Annotated in this window: 15 protein-coding genes and 1 pseudogene; 8 read left to right on the top strand and 8 right to left on the bottom strand. The window is 70.4% G+C overall.

All coding sequences use genetic code 11. The annotated features are described in order from the left end of the window. Positions 1-128: 128 nt before the first annotated feature. Positions 129-689 (bottom strand): TetR family transcriptional regulator, encoded by a 561-nt coding sequence (locus OG386_RS02600; RefSeq protein WP_328786544.1) that lies wholly within the window; start codon positions 687-689, stop codon positions 129-131. A 37-nt stretch (positions 690-726) separates the two neighbouring features. Here OG386_RS02600 and OG386_RS02595 point away from each other — a divergent pair, with 37 nt between their 5' ends. Next, positions 727-1767, top strand: a complete 1041-nt coding sequence (locus tag OG386_RS02595) for an epoxide hydrolase family protein (protein WP_328786543.1) — start codon at positions 727-729, stop codon at positions 1765-1767. An 877-nt stretch (positions 1768-2644) separates the two neighbouring features. Here OG386_RS02595 and OG386_RS02590 read toward each other — a convergent pair. Continuing rightward, positions 2645-3652 carry a hypothetical protein gene (locus OG386_RS02590; protein WP_328786542.1) on the bottom strand — a complete coding sequence of 336 codons (1008 nt, stop codon included), beginning with the start codon at positions 3650-3652 and terminating at the stop codon, positions 2645-2647. A 232-nt stretch (positions 3653-3884) separates the two neighbouring features. Here OG386_RS02590 and OG386_RS02585 point away from each other — a divergent pair. Further along, a pseudogene (locus tag OG386_RS02585) lies at positions 3885-4133 on the top strand (DUF6247 family protein); the annotation flags it as partial. Between the two features lie 592 nt (positions 4134-4725). On the opposite strand, the gene OG386_RS02580 reads toward OG386_RS02585, so the two are convergent. From OG386_RS02580 to OG386_RS02570, 3 genes are all read right to left on the bottom strand, one after another. Further along, complete coding sequence (locus tag OG386_RS02580; protein WP_328786541.1) at positions 4726-6000, bottom strand: DUF1266 domain-containing protein; 1275 nt, start codon at positions 5998-6000, stop codon at positions 4726-4728. Positions 6001-6398: 398 nt separating this feature from the next. Next, positions 6399-7118, bottom strand: a complete 720-nt coding sequence (locus tag OG386_RS02575; protein ID WP_328786540.1) for a hypothetical protein — start codon at positions 7116-7118, stop codon at positions 6399-6401. Positions 7119-7459: 341 nt separating this feature from the next. Continuing rightward, the gene (locus OG386_RS02570) at positions 7460-7930 is read right to left on the bottom strand and encodes a hypothetical protein (protein WP_328786539.1); all 471 of its coding nucleotides are present in this window, start codon (positions 7928-7930) and stop codon (positions 7460-7462) included. A 1253-nt stretch (positions 7931-9183) separates the two neighbouring features. On the opposite strand from OG386_RS02570, the gene OG386_RS02565 reads away from it, so the two are divergent. From OG386_RS02565 to OG386_RS02550, 4 genes are all read left to right on the top strand, one after another. Further along, on the top strand, positions 9184-9753 hold the full coding sequence (locus OG386_RS02565; RefSeq protein WP_328786538.1) for a hypothetical protein: 570 nt from the start codon (positions 9184-9186) through the stop codon (positions 9751-9753). Continuing rightward, the gene (locus OG386_RS02560; RefSeq protein ID WP_328786537.1) at positions 9750-11078 is read left to right on the top strand and encodes a hypothetical protein; all 1329 of its coding nucleotides are present in this window, start codon (positions 9750-9752) and stop codon (positions 11076-11078) included. Before OG386_RS02565 ends, OG386_RS02560 begins: the two co-directional genes overlap by 4 nt. 119 nt (positions 11079-11197) lie before the next feature. Continuing rightward, positions 11198-11869, top strand: coding sequence for a trypsin-like serine peptidase (locus OG386_RS02555; protein WP_328786536.1), 672 nt, complete (start codon positions 11198-11200; stop codon positions 11867-11869). Between the two features lie 43 nt (positions 11870-11912). Further along, a complete protein-coding gene (locus OG386_RS02550) occupies positions 11913-12194 on the top strand; it encodes a hypothetical protein (protein WP_328786535.1) in 282 nt (93 codons plus the stop codon). A gap of 918 nt (positions 12195-13112) precedes the next feature. Here the strand turns inward: OG386_RS02550 and OG386_RS02545 are convergent. The 3 genes from OG386_RS02545 to OG386_RS02535 all read right to left on the bottom strand — a co-directional run bounded on the left by OG386_RS02545 (position 13113) and on the right by OG386_RS02535 (position 15505). Further along, entirely contained in the window at positions 13113-13670 is a 558-nt protein-coding gene (locus OG386_RS02545) for a tetratricopeptide repeat protein (RefSeq protein WP_328793140.1), read from the bottom strand. 174 nt (positions 13671-13844) lie between these two features. Further along, complete coding sequence (locus OG386_RS02540; protein ID WP_328786534.1) at positions 13845-14192, bottom strand: hypothetical protein; 348 nt, start codon at positions 14190-14192, stop codon at positions 13845-13847. Positions 14193-14290: 98 nt separating this feature from the next. Further along, complete coding sequence (locus tag OG386_RS02535) at positions 14291-15505, bottom strand: IS110 family transposase (RefSeq protein WP_328786473.1); 1215 nt, start codon at positions 15503-15505, stop codon at positions 14291-14293. A 690-nt stretch (positions 15506-16195) separates the two neighbouring features. Here OG386_RS02535 and OG386_RS02530 point away from each other — a divergent pair. Next, positions 16196-16639: a hypothetical protein gene (locus tag OG386_RS02530; protein WP_328786533.1), complete on the top strand. Its 444-nt coding sequence runs from the start codon at positions 16196-16198 to the stop codon at positions 16637-16639. After that, positions 16636-19653 (top strand): tetratricopeptide repeat protein, encoded by a 3018-nt coding sequence (locus tag OG386_RS02525; RefSeq protein ID WP_328786532.1) that lies wholly within the window; start codon positions 16636-16638, stop codon positions 19651-19653. Before OG386_RS02530 ends, OG386_RS02525 begins: the two co-directional genes overlap by 4 nt. Positions 19654-19903 lie beyond the last annotated feature (250 nt).

Raw genomic sequence — 19903 nt, 5'->3', positions numbered from 1 at the left:
TGTAGCAGCCGCGGGACTGCCGGACGCCGTTCCGCCAGTGTCGTGATCGCGATGGTCGGGCAGATGTCGCTGGCTGGACCGCAGTTGCCGACCGGAAGCGGAGGTTCAGTGCTTCTTGCTGTCGTGCATCACCCGTCGGCGAGGCGTTGGATGGTGGCACTTAGCCAGGCCTGGAGCTCAGCCGGGTCGCCGAGTTCGGAACGCAGGATCCGGCGGCGGGTCGAGACGCCGAGCACGAAGGCGTCGATCGCTGCGGCTCGGCTGCGGGCGTCCGCGTCGTCCAGTCCGCTGTCGCACAGGTAGCGGTGCAGCGGCTCCAGCGAGTTCGTGTCGAGGAAGGCGGCCAGCGCCTCCGCCGCCTGCGGGCGTTCGCCGGAGGCGCGTTGCAGTACGAGCAGCGGATCCTCTCCGGGAGCACCGAACCAGCGCTGGACGATGTGCGCCGCGAGGCGCGAACCCAGTGCGGAACGGTCGCCGTCGAACGAGTTCGAGACCGGGATGTTCACCTGGGTTGCCGCCAGGAAAAGACCGTCCTTGCCGCCGAAGTAGCGCGTGATGAGGTTGGGCGACACGCTGGCCGCGTCGGCCACGCCCTTGACCGTCACCGCCGCGTACCCGTGCTGGGCGAACTGGCGTTGGGCGTGTTCCAGGATCCGCCGCCTCGTAGCGGCCGCATCGCGCGAATTCATGTGTACGAGCATACACATCATGTGTACGGTCATACACATGAGCGATGAGATGCGGGAACGACTCCGGCGGACGCGGCGTGTCACGACCCCGTGGAGTGATGACGGGGCGCGCGGCATCAGCGGTACCCACCTCGACGAACTGCTCGAACACTGGGCGAACAGATACGACTGGGGAGTGCACGTGCGCCGCATCGACGCGTTCCCTTGGGCGACGGTCCGAGCAGGCGACACCGACCTGCGTCTGATCCACCAGCGGTCCGCGGACCCCGGTGCTCCGGTTGTGGTGCTGCTCCATGGCTGGCCGGACTCGGTGTTGCGGTTCGAGCGCGTCCTGCCTTTGCTCGCGGACATGCACGTGGTGGTTCCCGCGCTGCCGGGCTTCCCGTTCGCGGCCCCGCTCACCGCTCCCGGCATGTCGGTCAACCGGATCGCCGGGATCGTGGCGGACGCCCTGGATGAGCTCGGCTACGCGCGGTACACGGTGTCCGGCGGAGACGTGGGTGGCACCGTCGCGGAACTCCTTGCGGCCCAATACCCGGACCGGGTGGCTGCCCTGCACCTCACGAACCTTGCCCCGCAGCATGCACTCACGGCGGACCCGGCGAAGCTCGCGCCCGATGCGGTGGCCTACCTCGACCGGTCAGCGCAGTGGTTCCGGACCGAGGGCGGGTACATCGCGGAGCAGTCGACGCGGCCGAATACGCTCGCCGTCGCCCTCGGCGACTCACCCGCCGGCCTCGCGGCGTGGATCATCGAGAAACTGGAGTCCTGGTCCGACGAGTCGGCGTTCACTCCGGACGAGCTTCTCACCTGGGTCACTGCCTACTGGGTCACCGGTACGATCGGTACCTCGTTCACCACCTATGTCGAACCGGCCACCCTCCCTGACCGGATCGACACGCCGACCGTGCTCTCCGTGTTCCCGCGCGACATCAAACCGGAGCCGCGAAGCTACGCCGAGGCGTTCCTGAACGTTTGCGACTATGTGGAACACCGGGTCGGCGGCCACTTCGCAGCCTGGGAACAGCCCGAGGCCTACGCCGACGACGTACACCGTGCGGTCAAGCTGGGCGGCTGAAACGGAGCTTGCGGATGCCTTCTGAACGCTTCCGTGAGCCGCACCCGGCAGCGCCACACCCGGGGAGAGCACTCTGCCCGGGTGAGACGCCGCCTCGCTCGAGCGCGTCATCATCGGCGGGCGAGGCCGCGCCACACCATCCGGCCGCGGTCGCAACCGCGCTCGGTACGAGCGAGACAGCGGCCCGCTCCTGCTGTCGGCGGGGGCGGGGATCATGAGGCCATGAGGCCATGAGCGCCAAGACTGCGCCCCACGGCCATCACACGGCCATCACACGGGCATCGACGCGCTGTGCGAGCAGATCCGGCCTGCCCTCGCCGCGAGGGCGCCGCGGCTCCTCGGCTGTGGAGCGAAGCCCCATCGGCCGGGGAGAGGACTCTGTCCGGGTGGGGCTCACCCCTCACCCCGCGCGGCAACACCTGGCCTCACGCGGCCAAGGGTGCAATGGCGACCACTGCGGAGCCACCCTCGGACGTGCTGCTCCCAGCCCCGTGGCGCTGTCGACCGCGGGCAGGACCGGCAGCCGTCACACGTCGCCGGCACCGCCCCGGTCGGCAGCATCCAACCCGTCTGCCAGCGCCTAGCACCTCGACGCTCACGCCCGACGTCGTGGGGAAATTCTGTGAACCGCGGCTCCGCGACGGGCTGGGCTCCATCGTGCCCGTGCCGGAACGGAGTGTGCGGGACAGGCCCTGGTCCCCGGTTACGGACGCGGTGCAGAACGCCCGGGCTACGCCAGCCCGGCATCCACGGCGGCTCAAACCCCGAGCCAGGGAAGACCAGGGAGATTCCGTTGGGCAGCGAGCTGTTGACGTGCTCCACGGACGTACTGCGACGTACTGCGGCTCAACCTCTTGGGGCACGCCGAGAAGCCAGGTCAGCACGGAGGGCCATCCCGATCAGGAGCGTCAGGTTGGAGGTGAATCAGGGTTCGGATGCAGCGTTGCAGACCTGCGTCACCTTCGTACTCGACCGCGCGCATCCAGGGCAGCGGCCCCATCAGCTGTGCCGTGGCGGCGCTGGCGCACTCGTCCACGACGGCACGCAATTCGCTCGGCACGGCGGCATCGGTCAGGCAGAGCCACCCCAGCCCGGCACTCACCCGCATCTCGGGCGGCGCTTCGATATCGGACCACAGCATCCGGGTCCACCTCTCACCGTCGGTGTCGCCGTGTTCGCGGGCCACCTGCGCGATGGCGAGGACCAGGCCGGCGCGCGCCGCCGGGTCCTCCTCGACGCTCAGGCGCGCATGCAGGGCACCCCTGATGTCGTCCGCGCGCCCCGACGCGGAGACCAGCGTGTAGGCGGCTGCAACGCGCACGTTCGGATCCGGGTCGGCGAGCAGTGCGATGACGAGGTCGGCATCCGCCGTGATCGCGTCGCGGGCGGCCTGGATCGACCAGTGCCCCGGGTACCCGCTCGGTTCGAAGATCCATTCATTGTCAGCGTAGGCCACACGTAGCAGCTCCGCCCGAGTACACAGGCCGGGGCCCGTCGTCTGGCGGGCGATCTTCGCCGCCATGCCCAGAACGTCGACCCTGAAATGGGCGCGTGCGTCAGCCCCGATGCGCAGCAGGAACGGGACCGTCAACGCGCATGCCGACCGTGAGCTGTTGGCCAGCACTCCCCACAGCCCGCGGAGTGCGTGGCGAGCTGTCTCGGCGTCATCGTTCCGCAGCTGCTCCAGGTCCGCCCTGACCACGGGGCCGGACGAGAACCGCTCCCAGGGAACCTGGTCATACGCGTAGGCGTCCTTGGCCCGTTGAGGCAGGGACGCCATCACAGCGCGTACGTCGAAGGGCCCTCCCTGGTACTCCTGCCAGTCACCGTCCAACGCCGCCAGAACGATCTCCGGGTAGGCCAGATGGTCTTCCCGCCCCGCCACGTTCCTGCCCCTCCCGGTTCCGGCGGCCTGATGCCGCCCATCGACGACAGCATCGCACCCCTCACTGACAGTGGCCGCCCAGCTGACGGTCCGCGGGGGAGCGTCAGCCGAACACCGTCATCGGAGTGTCAGTAGCGCAGGTTCAGCGACCTGATGGTTGCCACGACAGTGACGCCAACCCGACCACACACCAGCACTCGCCGCCGCGTACGCGCCCGCACCCGGCGCGCCGGCCGAACTCCTCGCCCAGCTGCGCACCGATCACCGTGCGGAGCGGTGGGTGCCTGCGTTCGGGGAGGAGTGGGCGCAGGCGTTGGAGGAGTCGCGCCGGTCGTTCTCGCTGACCACCCTGTACGAGGTCGTCCACGTCTGGCAGGCCCGACTCGGCTCCGCCCCCGCGGTCGACGCGTTCGTCGCCTCGGGGTTCGACGAGACCGGGTTCGTGGACATGGCCGAGCTCCGCGGCCGGCGGCGCCGGTGAGCCTGCCCCCGTACGCGGTCCGCCTCTCGACACCGGCCGCGAAGGTCCTCGCCGCACTCCCCGAGCACGCCGAAGAGACGGCCTGGGACCTGCTCGACGCGGCCGCGGCCGACCCGTGGGGCTTCCAGCAGTGGGACCCGGACGGACCCCGAAGGCGAAGGCGTCCGGATCGCGTCCGCCGGCCGCCTGTCGGTCATCTACTTCGCCAACCGGCCGCCGCGGCACTTGTCCGTCTTGGACATCGTCTGGCTCGGCTAGAACCTGGCAGCTTCATCAACGCCAAGGAGGATGCGCAGCACGCCCGCGTCACCTGCTCCCGGACATGGACGGTCAAGGGCCGCGGGTTCCTCCCGGAGGAGAAGATCCACTTGGGCGTCGGTACGGACCGGGCCGTTGGTTCTCCACCCAGGTGATCGTGGCGGCGACCGCAGTCCCCCCCCGCACGGCAAGGAACGGAAGACGAGCGGACCCAAGTCCTACGACGGCGCAATGATGGAAGTGGACCTGGCGACGGTCTCCTGGCCGCTGAAGGCCACCAACCAGAAGTAGCCGCCCGGCCCCGCTCCACACCGGCCGCGCACCGGCAGGCGCCTCAGGCCCATTGAAGCGTGCGCCACGGGCTGGCCGGGTCCGCGGTCAGGGCACGGTGGGTCGCGAGGACCGTCTCGTACCACTCGCCGAACTCCTCCTCGTCGAAGTGGAGGCACCGGCCCAGGACGTACGCGGCCGAGAAGTCCTCCCACGAGCGATAGTTGAGCTGAACGAGACGGCCAGCCCGGACCACGGCCGCCTCCGCCTCCTGCAGGGAGCACAAGCGGGCGGCGAGTCCCCACCGGGCCATGCCGGAGGCCCGGCCGTAGTCCCAGGCTTCGACGCTCCGGACGAAGCCCCCCTCGGGCAGCAGGCCGTCGGCGCGGAACCGCGCCTCGTAGCGGGCGATGCGGCCGATCAGCCGCTGAACGCCGGTCACTTGGCCCTCCAGCTCCGCATCGGTGACGGCGCGGCCCGGGGTGACGCCTTCCGCGGTCAGACGGGGGCCGGCGGCGGCCTCGGCGCGCCGGCGCACCACGTTCCCCGCGGCCTGGCGCCAGTGGTCGACGTCGACGGGGCCCGCGAAGTCCAGGGCCATGGCACGGCGAAGCTGCAGGACGGACTCCCAGACCCCGCTGACCATTCCGGCGCGCAGCAGCTGTTCCTGCGAGTCCTGCCAGTCCCTCCGGGTGGTGACGCCCCACCAGCGTTCCAGCGTGCGCTTCTCGTTGCGGTAGCCACAGCCGTGGTAGGCCATCGAGTTCCAGTAGCGCCCGTTGCGCACGTTGATGTGCGCGCCGACCGCGAGACCGAAGGCGACGGGGCCGGTGCGGGGGCCGCCTACCTCCAGCGTGTGGACGACGTCCTGGGCCAGCCCGGGCCGTTCGACCGGGGCGGAGTGACGCTGCCACAGGGCGCGGCCCTCCGGCCCGGCCGGCAGGACGCCCTCGCAGGGGCTGCCGGGGTTGACGACGAGGTAGGGCGGGTCGTCCTGGTTCCAGACTTCCGCGAACCAGCCCAGGTCGTAGCAGTTGTAGACCGGGTCGGCGACGGGCGGCGGCAGCATGCCGCCGGTGTAGACGGCCAGGCACATGGTCCGGGTCTGCGGGTTCCAGTAGGGGTGGAAGCGGGTGTTGCCCGCGGTCGCGTCGACGTACGCCCGCGACTGCATCATGTACAGGTCGGCCCGTGCGACGAGGTCGTAGTACGCGGGCCAGTCGCCGCGCGCCTTCGCCTCGTACAGCCCCCGCTCGACCGCGCTCGGCGCCTGCCAGCCCCGCGCCGATGCCGTCGGACCGGGCGGGGCTCCTTCCTCGTGACCTGCTGTCAAGCTCATGGGTAAACCCTAAGGGCTGGTCCAGTGCGGTCGGCGTGCCGGTCCCGCCGGGCGGGGTCGACCGGGGCGAGGTCGTCGAGGCGCCGGATCACCGCCGCCGACAGACTGCACGTCCCATAGCCGACCGGTCCGGGCGACGCGCTGCGCGAAGCGGCACGTCCGCCGTCACGAGGGCAGTCTCACAGTCCCGGCTGACGGGCCGTCGGCCGGGACTGCGAGACTGCGCGGAACGTCGATCGCGGAAGGCGATCCGCTGTCTTCTGGCCGCCGGCACCCGCTTCCTGCTCCGCCTGGATGACGCAACATCCCGCGAGCTGAGCGATGCAGGAGACTGTGATGGCAGTACGGTTCGTCGACATCGACCCGGACTCCGACACCGGGCGGTGCCCGACGGGGCGTCAGCCGTTGTCGTCCGGGTCGTAGACGTCCTTGTCGGCCGGGACGTCCACCTGCACGGGGTTGTTGATGCCGGTGAAGGCGAGGTCGACCGCGTTCGAGCCGCTGGTGGTCGCCTTGAGCAGAAACGGTTCGCCCTTGGCGGCCACGAGGAAGACCCCTTGAGTCGTGTTGACCGCGACCGCCTCCTTGCCGTCGATCTTGGTCAGAGCGCCCTTCTCCGCACCCGGGACGCTGTACATCTCCCTGAGCAGGCCGTCGCGGTCGCACAGGCTGGTCAGGCCCTTCATGGAGGGGTCCGAGGCCTCCATGCGCATCCAGCGGCCCGACATCTCCGCGCGGGCCTGGACCGCTTGATCCTCCGGCATGCCCTGCGTCCGGGCGAGGACGAAGGCCTCGTCGCCCCGGAGGAAGGTGTGATCCCGGGTGCGGACCACTTCGATGTTGCCGCCGCTCTGGGCCGAGAGGGTGCCCTTGCATTCGCCGGTCCCGCTGATCGACAGGTTCACCTGCGTGGATACGCCCTGGCTGGACGCTGTCCCGCTGACGGTGAACGTGGACGCGCCGCGCAGCGCGGTCACGGAGTCGTTGAGCACGCGGGAGCCCGACTGGCCGGGGAACGGTTCGGACGGCAGGCATCCGGTGAGCCCGAAGGCCGCGGTACCAGTGAGGGCGGCGGCGCCGATCAGACGGTGAGCGGTGTGCACGAAGACTCTCTTCATCGGGGGCGGGTCGGAAAGAGCGTACGGGGCACCCGGGTGGCAGCCCCAGAGTGGGTGGGACCGCTGGCGATGCGGGTCGTGAACGCCCCGCAGGACGCCGCTAGCCAGGGACTCCGACCGCCCGGGCAAAGGCGTCAAGTACACCGGCCTCATCCATCGGAACGCGACCATGCTCTTCGAATACCCGGCCACTCGTACTCAGAGCTGCCGCCTGCTCTTTGAACTCAACCGCCTCGCGAGGCCCGAAGATGACCCAGGGTGTCTCTGGCTTGGCCACACCCGGCCATCGGGGACCTGGCTGTTGCGCGGCCCCGGATCGTGCGTCCAGGGTTGGCTCGGTGTCAGCTCGGGTGTGCGGTGTCGCGCTTGTACTGGGAGCGGGAATCGTGGATGAAGAATCCCAGGGGGCCGTGTTGCTCGGAGATCATGATGGGGAGGTAGATCTTGCATGTCTTCCCGTTGAGCGGGGACGTGTAGTCGAACCTGATGCCCGGCCACTCGTCCGGGAAGGTGTCGAACACCCAGGTTGCCGGGCCGCTGTAGGTGCCGGAGGGAACGGGCTCGGAGGGCATTCCGCAGCCAGGTTCCGGTTTCACCTGCTGCAGGTCTGCGGTGCCGTCCGGCCGGACGGTCAGGCGTCCGTCGCCGCCGGCGGACGACCAAGCCGTCCAGGTTCCCTGGACGTCGGTGGGAGTGAGCGGAGGTCTCTGGTCCTTGGTCAGAATCCAGAGGAATCCGATCAGTGCTGCTGCGATAGCCAGCCCGGCGGCGGCAATCAAGTACCAGTAGAACCTTCGTGGCAGCTTGGTCACTGAGACCCCTTCTTCCAACGGGTGCCTCGGTCCGATGACCGACCGCCCCCTGCGTTCTTGCCTCTTCGTGATCCAGACGTGGAGAAGCACGGGTAGGTCCCGGAGTCCCCTGGAAAGTGCTTGGTCTCACATGGTCGGCGAGGCTGTGTGAGGACGTGCCGAAGCCCCAACGCCGGTTGGGGCCAGGGTCGTAGGCGGCGCCGCCACCCGTTTCGAGGCGGTCTGCGAGGCCATGAACATCGCGCTCGCAGCTGTCCTGACTGACATTCGGCTACCGCATCCGCCCGAACCCCGACGGCATCGGCCGCATCGTCAGCCGCCGTACGACACGCTGAGCACACAGGAGCGTGTCCTGACCCGTCCTCGCCACGGAGAACCGCGAGGTTAACGACCTGGCAGCCGGGCGGAACCGGTGGCGGGTCGTTGAAGGTCCTGGGTCGCACGCTGTCCCGGGCACGCCCTGCGGTTCTCCTCGGCCTGCCCGGGGTGGGGCCCGGGGCCCGGGGCCTGACGTCTTCCGTTTCTTGTTGCTGTCGTCGGGGGGAGGGTGTCGCCGTTCGTGGTGGTGGCAGCGTCAGGTGTCAGTACCAGTTCTCTGGGCTGCGTTTCGACTGGTGTGGGTGGCGCTTAGGGTCGTGCCCGGGCCCGCGCCGATTCGGCGTGCGTGGGTGAGACCCGGTGCCCAGAGCGCTCTGGCGGCGGCAGTACTACCGCGCCGCCCCCCGAACATCACCGGCCGCCGATCGGTTCGTGTCCCGACTCCGCCCCGCGAAGGCCGGCGCGAGCCGGCTCCAACATTCGGGTGACGGTGGTGGGGTCGGCGTGCCACTCAGACCCGCCACGCTCCGGCGAGATGAACGCCACCACCTGCCGGCGGTGGCCGCCGGGCGGGTCGGAAGGGTCTTCCCACGAGGGGTCGATGTCCCGCAGGATCCCGACCTGCCGGACACGTCTTGGACGCGACCCCCCGATGTCCGTCTGGTCAATCGTCTGCTGCCCCCGGTCAGGCGTGGGGGTGGCGGCGGACGACCACGTTGCGGTCCGATACCCCGGACAAGACCCCCACCTGCCGACACACGGCACGCCGTACCGCTGCGCCCGCGCACTGCGGACGGCCTGGGGGCGGGTTCGGGGGCGGGGGCGGGTTCGGGCCGGGGCGTCACGTGCACCCGCTGCCCTGGCCGCCGCCATTCCCCGCACTGATACCGTCGGTGATCTGATGTCCCCTCACCAGGGGCAGTGGTAGGGGCAAAATGGGGCGATGGACCGACCTGGGGGACTTGATCAGAGACCTGCCCACCCCGCGAGGACGGTCGCGAGGCAGGCTGTCCGACCGGATCAACACGCGGTACGGCACAGCCCTGACACGCGAGTACATCTCCCGGCGGGAACGCCGCGCGGTGACGCCGGGCGCCTACTACCTGCGGTGCCTGTCCGCGGTTTTGGACGTGCCCATGGCCGTGTTGAAGGGGCAAGTGGAGCGACGTGAGTTCCTCAACGACGCGGCCGGCGCCGTCATGCCCTCGCTGGTGGCCTCCGACCTCTTCACCGCAGGATTCGCCGCACACCTGACCGGCGGCCCCACAACGGAGGCGTGGGAGGCGAAGCTGGCGACGTACGGCACCCGGCTGATGACCCCGTACGCGAAGACGTCCATCGCCCTCAGCAACAACAGACCCTCCTTCGGCCTGCTGAACGCCCTCCTCGGCAAGGCCCACACAGCCGCCCCCCGCGGCGACCACCCCACCGCACGCGCACTGCTCGCCGAAGGCCGCCGCATCTACGCCATCATGACCGCAGTCCCCACAGGGGTGGCTCCATGACCCGGGAACGTCCTGCGTACTACGAACTCGGCTACGGCGAGGACTTCGGTCTGACCGCCCTGACCGCCCTGACCGAACGCCTCAGCCGTCCCGGCCCCGCCCCCGGCCCGGCCGCCGCGCTTGGGTTCGCGGAGGAGCTGGCCGACCGGTCAGAGGGCGAGGAGGCCGTCGAGCTGGGGGAGGACGCCCGCCGCCTGCTGGCGTCCGAGCTCCCGGAACGGGTCCTTCACACGGTGTGGCTGGCCTCCACCGGGAACGCCTTCGACCCGACCGGCCACGGCATGACCTGCCGTGACTGGCTGGAGCGGATCTCGGAGGTGTCCACGGCACGGCTCCGGCAGAACAAGGCGTCCTGCACGCCGCCGCCGGTGCGGCCGGTACGGGACGCGCAGCTGTGCCAGGCGGTCGTGGCGGAACTCCGCGTCACGGCCCCGGCCCTGGTGGACGCTTCTCCGCTGCCGAAGCTCGTCGACTGCCTGGAGCAAGTGGTGACCGGCGCCGACGCCGATCTCGGCATGCGCCTGTTTCTCCGCGCGCTCAAGGCGCACTCCGTGCCCGTCCCGTACGGGCAGTACCGCCGCCTGGTGGCCCTCGGCTGGAAGTTCGGCTTCCCCCCGGGCGCCGTTCACGACGACCTCGCGATCATCTGGCCGCCGGTCAGCACCGCCTCGCGGGAGGGCGTCAACGGGGACTTCGGGCTCTCCCGACTCGCCAGGCAGTTCACGGCGGGCTGGCACTACCGCACGCCCCGCGAGGCAGTCGCGGCTGCCGTGAAGGCCGACGGCTACGAGCGCCCTCCGGGCTCGGAGGCAGCCGTACTCCTGGAGGACACACGCCGGGTGCTCGACACCGGCCTGTCCGATGACGCGATCACCGTGTTGTGGCTGGCGGCAACCAACCGTGGCTACAGCATCGACCGGTTCGGCGTCAGCGGCCGGGAGTGGCTGGAGCAGGTCGCCGAAGTGTGCGAGGAGCGCCTGACCGAGGTCGCACCCGGCTACGTCCCGGCGGCCCCGCCGCCGGCCACCGGTGCCGGCGACGAGGTCCTGCGCGAGATCCGCGGCATGTCCCCCCTCGCCGCGAGCACGGCGGTCAGCCCCGACTTCCACCCCCTTGAAGGCACCACGGTCATGGAAGCCCTGGAACAGATCGCCACCCAGGTCGACCCCGACCTCGGGTTCCGTCTGCTCCTGCGCACAGTGGAGGTCCTCCAGCTACCGCTCACCGAGGAGCAGTACACCCGCTACGAGGCCCTCGCCAGCCGTTTCCACTACGGCGAGGACCACCTCCTCTTCTCGGTCGACCACCTGGTGCAGCGCACCTGACCCACCTGCCCGAACCGGTACGCACGACCGCGGCGTGGCGTGGTGTGCGGGGATGGCCGCCGTTGGGGTGTAGCGGCTGGTTGTTGGGGCCGCGCGACCTGCAGGTTCGTCGGGTGCCGGTGGCGGTCACCGCTACCCAGGTCGTGGGCAAGGTCTTCTACACCGGATCGGACGGCGTCGACTACGTCTGCTCCGGCGCGGCCGTCAACAGCACCAACAAGAACATGGTGTTCACCGCAGGCCACTGCGTCCACGGCGGCCCCGGCAAGTCGTGGTCTTCGAACTGGCAGTTCGTGCCGTACTACAACCACGGCAGCCGCCCCTACGGAACCTGGTGGGCCGAGACGCTCGTCGCCTTCAACGGCTGGACCGGCAGCGCAAACTTGGGGTACGACCTGGGCATCGTCATCACCTCCCCGAGCTCCGGCGGTGAGCTGGTCAACGCCGTGGGCGGCTTGGGCATCCAGTGGAACTACCCCAAGGACCGCTACATGACGGCCATGGGTTACCCGCAGGCCCCGCCCTTCGACGGGCAGTGGCAGTACTACTGCGCCGCCACCACCTCCCAGCGCAGCATCTTCACCACCGACCAGATCAAGATGCCGTGCAACATGACCGGCGGATCGAGCGGTGGTCCCTGGATCTACGGCAAGGACGACGGCGTCTACTACAGCGGTTGGGTCAACGGCGTGAACAGCAACGTCAACGACAAGAACAACCCGACGGAGATGCGGTCGCCGTACTTCGCGACGTGGGTGGGCGACGCCTTCAACAAGTACTCGACATACTGACGTTGGCACGTGGCCGAGGCCAGTTCCGGAAGGCGGACACCCCATGACTCGCTACGCACACGGCACGCTCGGTGTCGTCACCGCAGTGCTGCTGTGCGCGCTCGTCGCGTGCGCGGGCGGCGGCGATGCGCCGGCCACTCCCGGTGACAGCACCCGCCCCAAGAGGTCCTGCCCGCCCTCCTCTTCCGGCTCCGCACCGCCCGGCAGCCCGACCGCCAGGCAACCGGGTACCGGTTCCCCCGGGGACAGTCAGACCCATTCCGCGGATCCGCACCGGGACTGCGTCATCGAGAGCGGTGTTCCGGACATGCCGATGGATCCCTGAGTCAGGGGAGCGCCACGGGAGCACGGGAAAGCCACGAGTGGAGAAGCCGGCCCCGTGGGCTCGGCCTCTCCACCCTGGCCAGAACGCGACCGGCCGCCGACCGTGGTCTTCGCCACCGTGGGTGCACGAGGAGGAGCAGCGACACCGTGGCATTCACCGAGACGCTGGGGGATGCCGGCGCGGCCTGGCGCCAGAAGTACGCCAGGGCCCCCGACATGCTCGTGCCGCTCTGCACGGCGGGCGCGCTGGAGTCGCCCGACATGGATGTCCTTCTGCAGGACGCCGGGTTGAGGCACCACCCATGCGCGGCGATCATACTGAGCTTCCCGCGCCCGGCACCGATGTGGACCGACAGCCGGTCGCGTCCATCCGCACACGGTTGGTCGCATCAGAGGTCGAGCCCGGGCCGTAGCAAAGAGTGACATCACAACTGGCCGTACGTGGGTATTCCGCGCTGGCCGCTGACACCGATCAAAAGCGACGGAGGTTCGGCGGGCTCATTTGCCTTTCCACGGCGGGCTGCGGAGCCGCGCTGAGTCGCTGAGTTGCGCAGTCCCACGAACGGACCCGGTCGCACATCGGCCATGAGATGAGGAGCTGCTGCACGACCTGCACTGATCCGCCGTGACGGCGAGAGGTTCTGCTACCCGAGCGATGACCTGCAGAGCTGCGTGATCGCGTGGCTCGTGACGCCCTGAGAGGCCCGGCAGAGTTCGGCCATGTCCAACTTCCCGGGCACCCGGCCTGGCTGCGACCACTGAGGAGCCGATGGCGCCGACGGCCGCACCTTCATCGCCCTCGGTTTGGCCTGCGGAACGCCAACCGTCAACCGCGGTCGCTTGGGCTTCGCCGACGATGTTCTCTTCCGTTCGACTCGCAGCCGGGCTTCCGGGCGGTCGTCCTGCTGCACCGGCCGCGTCACCTGCCGGGGGCGTGCCGGCGGCTTCTCCTGCTCGGGGGCCGCCGCGACAGGCGCAGAGGCTGCGACGGCTGCGGGCGCCGGCTCCGAAGGCAGCGCCGACGGCGATCATCAAGGGCAGGGTCCAGCGGCGCTTCCGACCACTTTGGCGCACCCGGGCCACCGGGCTCCCACAGCAAGATGATCCTTCTCCAGTAACACTTCGCGACATTCCCCAAGAGCTGCGCGAGAACCGGATAGTCGTACAGGGCGATCGCCTGCCTCGGATCCCCGGCACGAACGAATGCGAGCGCGAGGCTGTTGCGGGAGATCAGGGTCTCGGGATGGTCGCCGCCTAGTATCTGCACGGAGTCGGCGAGGTTCTGTTGGCACAGCGGGATCGCCCGCCCCAGATCCCCCACGTCCCGGTAGGCGCATGCGAGGTTGTTGCGAAAGGCCAGGGTGTCGGGGTGCTCGTCGCCGAATACCCGCCGGCCGCTGTCCGCCACGCGGCTGAAGTGCTGGATGGCACGCGCGCCGAGGCTTTGTCCGCGTAAGAACAGCCCAGTCCGGTTCAGGGTGCCGATGGCGTTGGCCGTGTCGTGGGCGGGAAGTATGCCACTGGCGAGGGCGTCAGCGTGGGGGAGCAGGGCACCCCACGCGGGCCAGTCCGCGGGATCCTCCCCCTGGAGGGCACGGCTGCTCTCAAGAGGGCCGTCGCATCGTCTCGAGCCTGGTCGATCAGGCGGGGCTCACGGTGGGGGGTCTGGTCCGTGACGGCCGGCCGGGTCCGGGCGGGAGGTGTCGGGGGTGCGGGCGAGGGCCTGGACGAGGCGGTGAACGGACACGGTGCCGGTCAACGGGACGGCGGTGACCGGGCTGTAAGTGGTGAGCAGGCCGACCGCGCGGTGGATCGCGGGTAGGGAGCCCGCGCCGTCGAGGAACGTGGCGGGGATGTGGTCCGAGGCGTACCAGGCGAGGACGCGCAGGAGCTGGGTGGACAGGGGCTGCTGTTCGGCGCTGCAGTTCAGGGTCCCGCGCCAGACGCGAGCGATCGTGGCATCGGGGACGGTGACTTCGGCGCCGCCGTCCTCGAACATCGGCCGGGTATTCGGCCAGGAGGCGGAGGGAGTCGGGGGGGGTGTCTCTATGTCCTTCGTCAAGGACGTGGTGCCTGGTATGCGGGTGTTTGGGGTGGTCATGCGGCGAGAGTGACGTCGGGGGTCCGGGATTCGTAGAAGGTGCCGTCGCGGAGCATGGCGAACAGGACGCTGATGCGTTGGCGGGCGAGTCGGAGGAGGGCCTGGGTGTGGGTTTTGCCGCGGGCTCTTTGCCGGTCGTAGTAGGCGCGGGATGCCGGGTCGGCGTTCATGCAGGCGAAGGCGGAGAGGAACATTGCGCGTTTGAGCTGCCGATTTCCGCCTCGTGGTGCGTGCTCACCATGAATCGAGGTTCCCGACGACCTGGTCGTGGGGGCGAGGCCGGCGTAGGAGGCGAGGTGGGCGGCACTGGCGAAGCCAGTGCCGTCGCCGACGGTGACCAGCAGGACGGCGGCGGTCCTGACTCCGACTCCCGGCATCGAAGTCAGGACCTGGTGAAGAGGGTGGGCCTCCAGCAGGCTGTTGATCTGGGCTTCCAGGGCCCGGCGCTGGTCGTGGACCGCGGCCAGCGAGCGGGCCAGCGACGGGATAACCACGTCGAGGGTGCCGGTTCCCGGGACCACTACGGTCTGCTCGTCGAGGGCGTCGAAGACGTCGTCGATCAGCCGGGCGGCCATGCGCGGGGCCTTGGGCCGGATCACCTCGACGAGTCTGCGACGGCCGGCCTTCCGTAGTGCGGCCGGGGATCCGTAGCGCTCGAGGAGCCAGGTGACGGCGGCGTGGTCCAGGCGCGGGCCCAGCACCCGCTCGAGACTGGGGTGGAACTGGGTCAGCAGCCCGCGGATCCGGTTGGAGGTGCGGGTGGCCTCGGCCGCGAGGTCCTGGTCGAAGCCAGTCAGCACCGTGAGCTCGGCGGTGATCTCGTCGGTCAGCTCCAGCGACCGCAGAGTGTGAGGCATCGTCCGGGCCGCGTCCGCGATCACCGCCGCGTCCTTCGCGTCGGTTTTCGCCTCTCCCGGATAGAGGTCGGCGATCCGTCGCATGGCCAGTCCGGGCAGGTAGGCGACCTCGCAGCCCGCATCGCGGGCGACGGTCAGGGGCAGGGCGCCGATCGAGGCGGGCTGGTCCACGATCACCAGGACAGTGCCGAACTTGGCCTTGAGTTTATCGAAGACGGCCCGCAGCTTCGGTTCGCTGTTGGGCATCGGCTTGTCGAAGACCTTCTTCCCGGCCGGGGTGAGCCCGTGGCCGTGGTGGGCGGTCTTGCCGACGTCCAACCCGAGGAAGACGCCTATGCCTTCGGTGTCGAACATCGCACCCTCTCCAGCTCGTTGAACGTGCCGGCCTCGGCAGTGGCACCGTGCTCGCGCATCCACGTTATGCAGACCTGCCGCCCGCGAACTGCCCGGCATTACGCCGGACCGGGCGGTGGCCGGACCTCTCATCAGCGTCTCCGACGGCACCCCACGAGCCCGGCGACACCACCCCCCAGGTCATCCGTTCGACAGAGGGGACACAGTCATACCGGGCCCGGAGGCCAGCAGCCCCATTGCAGGACCGCGAAAAACATAACGGGGGGGAGCAGGGAGTTCCGGGAGATGTAGGCGGCGGCCTGTTCCAGGGCGAGGGGAAGGTGCCCGAGCGACGCCTCCTGGGACTACGGCCGGGCCCGGCGCGACGCCCGGTACGCCGACGGCCTCGAGTCCCACCGTCTCCAGGCGGGCGAACTCCGCGCCTTCGTCGAGCGGCCCGACGTCTCGCACGCCGTGCTGTCCTGCCCGCTGCTCGGCTCGATCACCTACCCGGCGGTCTGAGCCCGTCGTTCAACGGCCCCGCCGGGTGGGGGAGAGCAGGGTCTTCGACGGTCGACGCAGTCGGAGCGGCTCACGCCATCGAGGGCGTCGACCTGCCGGGCACCGACCAGGTGCGAGTTCCCTCCGCGGGCGCCCTTCGCGCGCTAGGGTCGTAATGCCTGAAGAGGCAGGGCAGTTGGAGGGGGCAGGGTGCTGGACGAGTTGGCATTGGCGGCAGCGGCGACGGGCGGATCCGCAGTGGTCCAGGCCGCGGGGACTGACCTGTGGGACGGTTTTCGGGGCCGGGTCGCCGAGTGGTTCGGGCGCGGGGACGCGGTGCGGGAGAGCCGTGAGCTGGAGCGGTTGGACCGCAGTGCATCCGAGCTGTCGGCGGCCGGCCAGGACGAGGTGGAGCGGCTCCGGGTGCGGCAGGAGGCCGTCTGGCAGAGCCGGATCGAGACCCTACTGGAGGACCTGGACGGGCTCGAGCGTGACCAGGCGGTGGCGGAGCTCAGCGAACTCCTGGCCCAGGCCCGCCCGCAGCCCGGCCCCGCGGACGCCGGCGGCACCGAAGTGTCCGGCAATACGTTCAACGGCCCCACCGCCTTCCAGGTCAGCGGGACTCAGAACGTTCACTTCCACCGCGAGCCGTGACCGGCCCCGTGGACGGGAGCGGAGCCGCCGGGCGCGGCACCGAAGTGTCCGGCAACACGTTCAACGGCCCCGCCGCCTTCCAGATCGGCGGCGAGCAGCATGTCCACTTCACTTCCGACTCTCAACCTCCTTACCGAATCGAGGAGCTCCCGGCCGCACCGACGGTGATCCCGGGCTGGGCAGCGGCCGCCCAGCCGTCACGGCTGCTGCGGGCCTGGTACGGGGTGGTGCCCTTCACCGGTCGTGAGGGAGACCTCGACGCGCTGACGCGCTGGCGCGACGCTCCGGCCGCCCCGCTGGCCGTCCGGCTCCTCCACGGCCCCGGTGGCCAGGGCAAGACCCGGCTGGCCACCCGTTTCGCCGAACTCAGCCACGCGGCCGGGTGGACGATGTGGCAGGGCGTCAGCGATCAGGCCGAGTACGGTCCGAGCCCCGTTCCCGTGGCCCCGGACGGCGGGCCCGGCACGCTGCTGGTGGTCGACTACGCCGAACGCTGGCCGGTCCTCGACCTGCGGCGGCTGCTCCGGGATCCGCTGCTGCGCCGCGGGACGGCTCCCGTCCGGGTCCTGCTGCTGGCCCGGCCGAGCGGGTACTGGTGGGACGGCCTGGCCACCTGGTGCGGCGACCAGCTCGGTGCGCTCGCGGAGGCCCATCCGTTGCCGCCGTTGGCAGCAAGCGCCTCGGCCCGCACCGAGCTGTTCGTCCGGGCCAGGGACAGCTTCGCCGGCCACCTCGGCCTGCCCCCGGACCGAGCCGACCGAATCGCTCCGCCCCCCGGTCTGGAACAGGACGAGTACGCCCAGGTCCTGACGCTCCATATCGCCGCACTGGCGGCCGTCGACTCCGCGCTCCGCGACGCCGTCGCACCGGACTCTCCGGCCCGCGCCACCGCGTACCTGCTCAGCCGCGAACGCCAGCACTGGGGCGAGCTGCACCGACGTGGGGTCCTGACCACCGAGGCCAGGACGATGGGGCAGGCGGTGCTCACCGCGACCTTCACGGGCCCGCTGCCCCGTGGCCCGCACGGGCGTGATGCCCTGCGCCGGGCGAGACCGGCCGACGCAGCGGCGGCGACGGAGACCCTCCTGAACGACCATCAGTTCTGCTACCCCCCGGCCCGTTCCGACACCGTCCTGGAACCGCTGCACCCCGACCGCTTGGGCGAGGACTTCATTGCCCTGAGCACCCCGGCCGCGGAGGGCGCCGCACACCCGGCGCCCGAGGCCGTGTCCGACGACGCGGCGGGGCACCTCGTCCAGCGCCTCCTGGTCGCCGCCGACGACGGCGACCTCCCCCTGCCCTGGACCCGCAACGTCCTGGCCGTACTGATCGAGACCGCGCAACGCTGGCCGCACATCGCGACTGGCCAGCTGTTTCCCCTGCTCCGGCAGCACCCCCACCTCGCCCTTCAGGCAGGCGGAAGCGCACTCGCAGCGCTGGTCACCCTCGAGGGTCTCGAGCTCGACGTCCTGGAGGCGGTCGAAGCCCATTTCCCCGAAGAGCGGCACACCGATCTCGACACCGGCATGGCCGCCGTCGCGGTCGCCCTGTCCGTCCGTCTCCTGACCACACCGGATCCGGTCGTTCACGCCAACACCTACGACCGGCTCGCCCTGCGCCTGCACCGCGCGGGCATGCGGGAGCCGGCCCTCGTCGCCGCGCGCAACGCCGGTGCGCTCTGGCGGAGCGTCGTCGAGGATGGCACGCCCCTGCTTGAGCCCAACCTCGCGGGCTCGCTGGCCAACGTCAGCGCCTACCTTGGAGAAGCCGGCCGCTGGGAGGAGGCCCTGGCCGCCGCGGCCGAGGCTCTCGACGTGTACCGGCGACTGGCCGATCCCGACACCGGAGATCCGGCCGCCTACCGACCCGCCATCGCCTCCGCCCTCGCCAACATCGGCACCTTCCTCGTCGAGGTCGGCCGGCCGGGCGAGGCCCTGGAGACCTTGTCCGAGGCGGTGGAGATCTTCCGTCAGCTGGCTGACCCCTACGCCGGGGATCCCGTCGCTCACGAATCCGACTACGCGTCAGCCCTCTCCAACCTTGGCCTGCAGCTCTCTGCGGCAGGCCGAAAGGAGGAGGCCCTGGCAGCGGAGCGCACCGCAACGGCCATCCGTCTACGGCTGGCCAGCCCCGGCACGGGGAGCCCGGCCACCCACGATCCTGACCTGGCCATCTCGCTCGTCAACCTCGGCACCCGGCTCTGGGAGGCCGGGCAGTTGGCGGCCGCCCTGCACAGCACCACCCGGGCCGTCGACCTCTTCCGACGGCTGGCCGATCCCGACACCGGAAATCCAGCAGCCTTCGAACCCGGCCTCGCCGGCTCCCTCGCCAACCTCGGCCTCCACTCCTCGGCGGTCGGCCAGCGGGTGGCGGCGTTGGCGGCCGCCTCCGAGGCGGTGGAGATCTTCCGTCAGCTGGCTGACCCCGACGCCGGGGATCCCGTCGCCCACGAACCCGACTTCGCCGGGGCCCTCTCCGCCCTGGCCAACCAACTGTGGCCGGCGGGCCGCAGGGAGGAAGCCCTGGACGTGGAGAACGAAGCCCTCCGGATCAGGCTCCGACTGGCCGACCCCGGCACCGGAAACCCCGCCGCGCACGAACCCGGCCTCGCGAGCTCGCTCTCCAATCTCGGGATCTACCTGTCGGGCACCGGCCGGCTCAGGGAGGCCGTGTGGGTCCTGATCAGGGCCGAGCAGATCCACCGCCGCCTGGCCGATCCCAAGTCCGGGAACCCCACCGTGTACGAGCCCGTACTCGCCAACACCCTCTCCATCGCGGCCGTGGTCAGCGCGCAGCTCGGCTCCCTGGACAACGCGCTCGAAGCGACAGGCGAAGCGGTCGCCGTCTACCGGCGCCACATCCAGGAGAACCCGGCCCTGTTCCCCCAACTGCACGGAGCACTCAGCCTGCAGGCGGACGTACTGGACGCCCTCGACCGGCCCGATGACGCGGCGACCGTCCGCGACTGGCTGGCCCGGCACCCCGTACCCGAGGGCCCCGTCCACCAGCTCTGACACCAGGGAGGCACTTCCGACCAGGTGCGCCGGGCCGCTGACGAGTGGCCTGCCCTGCGCCATGACCGTGAGGACCTGGCCCAGGAGTCCGGCCTGCCCGCTGCACGGATCGCCGTAGTGTGGCCGAGGCGTCAACCTCACCAGGACCTCAAGCCGGGTCGGCTGCAACTCTTCCGGGATGCAGGCGGATCAGCAGGGCACGTTCCGCGGCGGCACGCCGAGATTGCATCGCCGCCCGGGTCCTTGAAGC

This window comes from Streptomyces sp. NBC_00273 (genome assembly GCF_036178145.1).
In the GTDB taxonomy this organism is placed as follows: Bacteria; Actinomycetota; Actinomycetes; order Streptomycetales; family Streptomycetaceae; genus Streptomyces.
The sequence above is the reverse complement of the archived record's forward strand: the minus strand, read 5'-3'. Positions and strand labels throughout refer to the sequence as shown.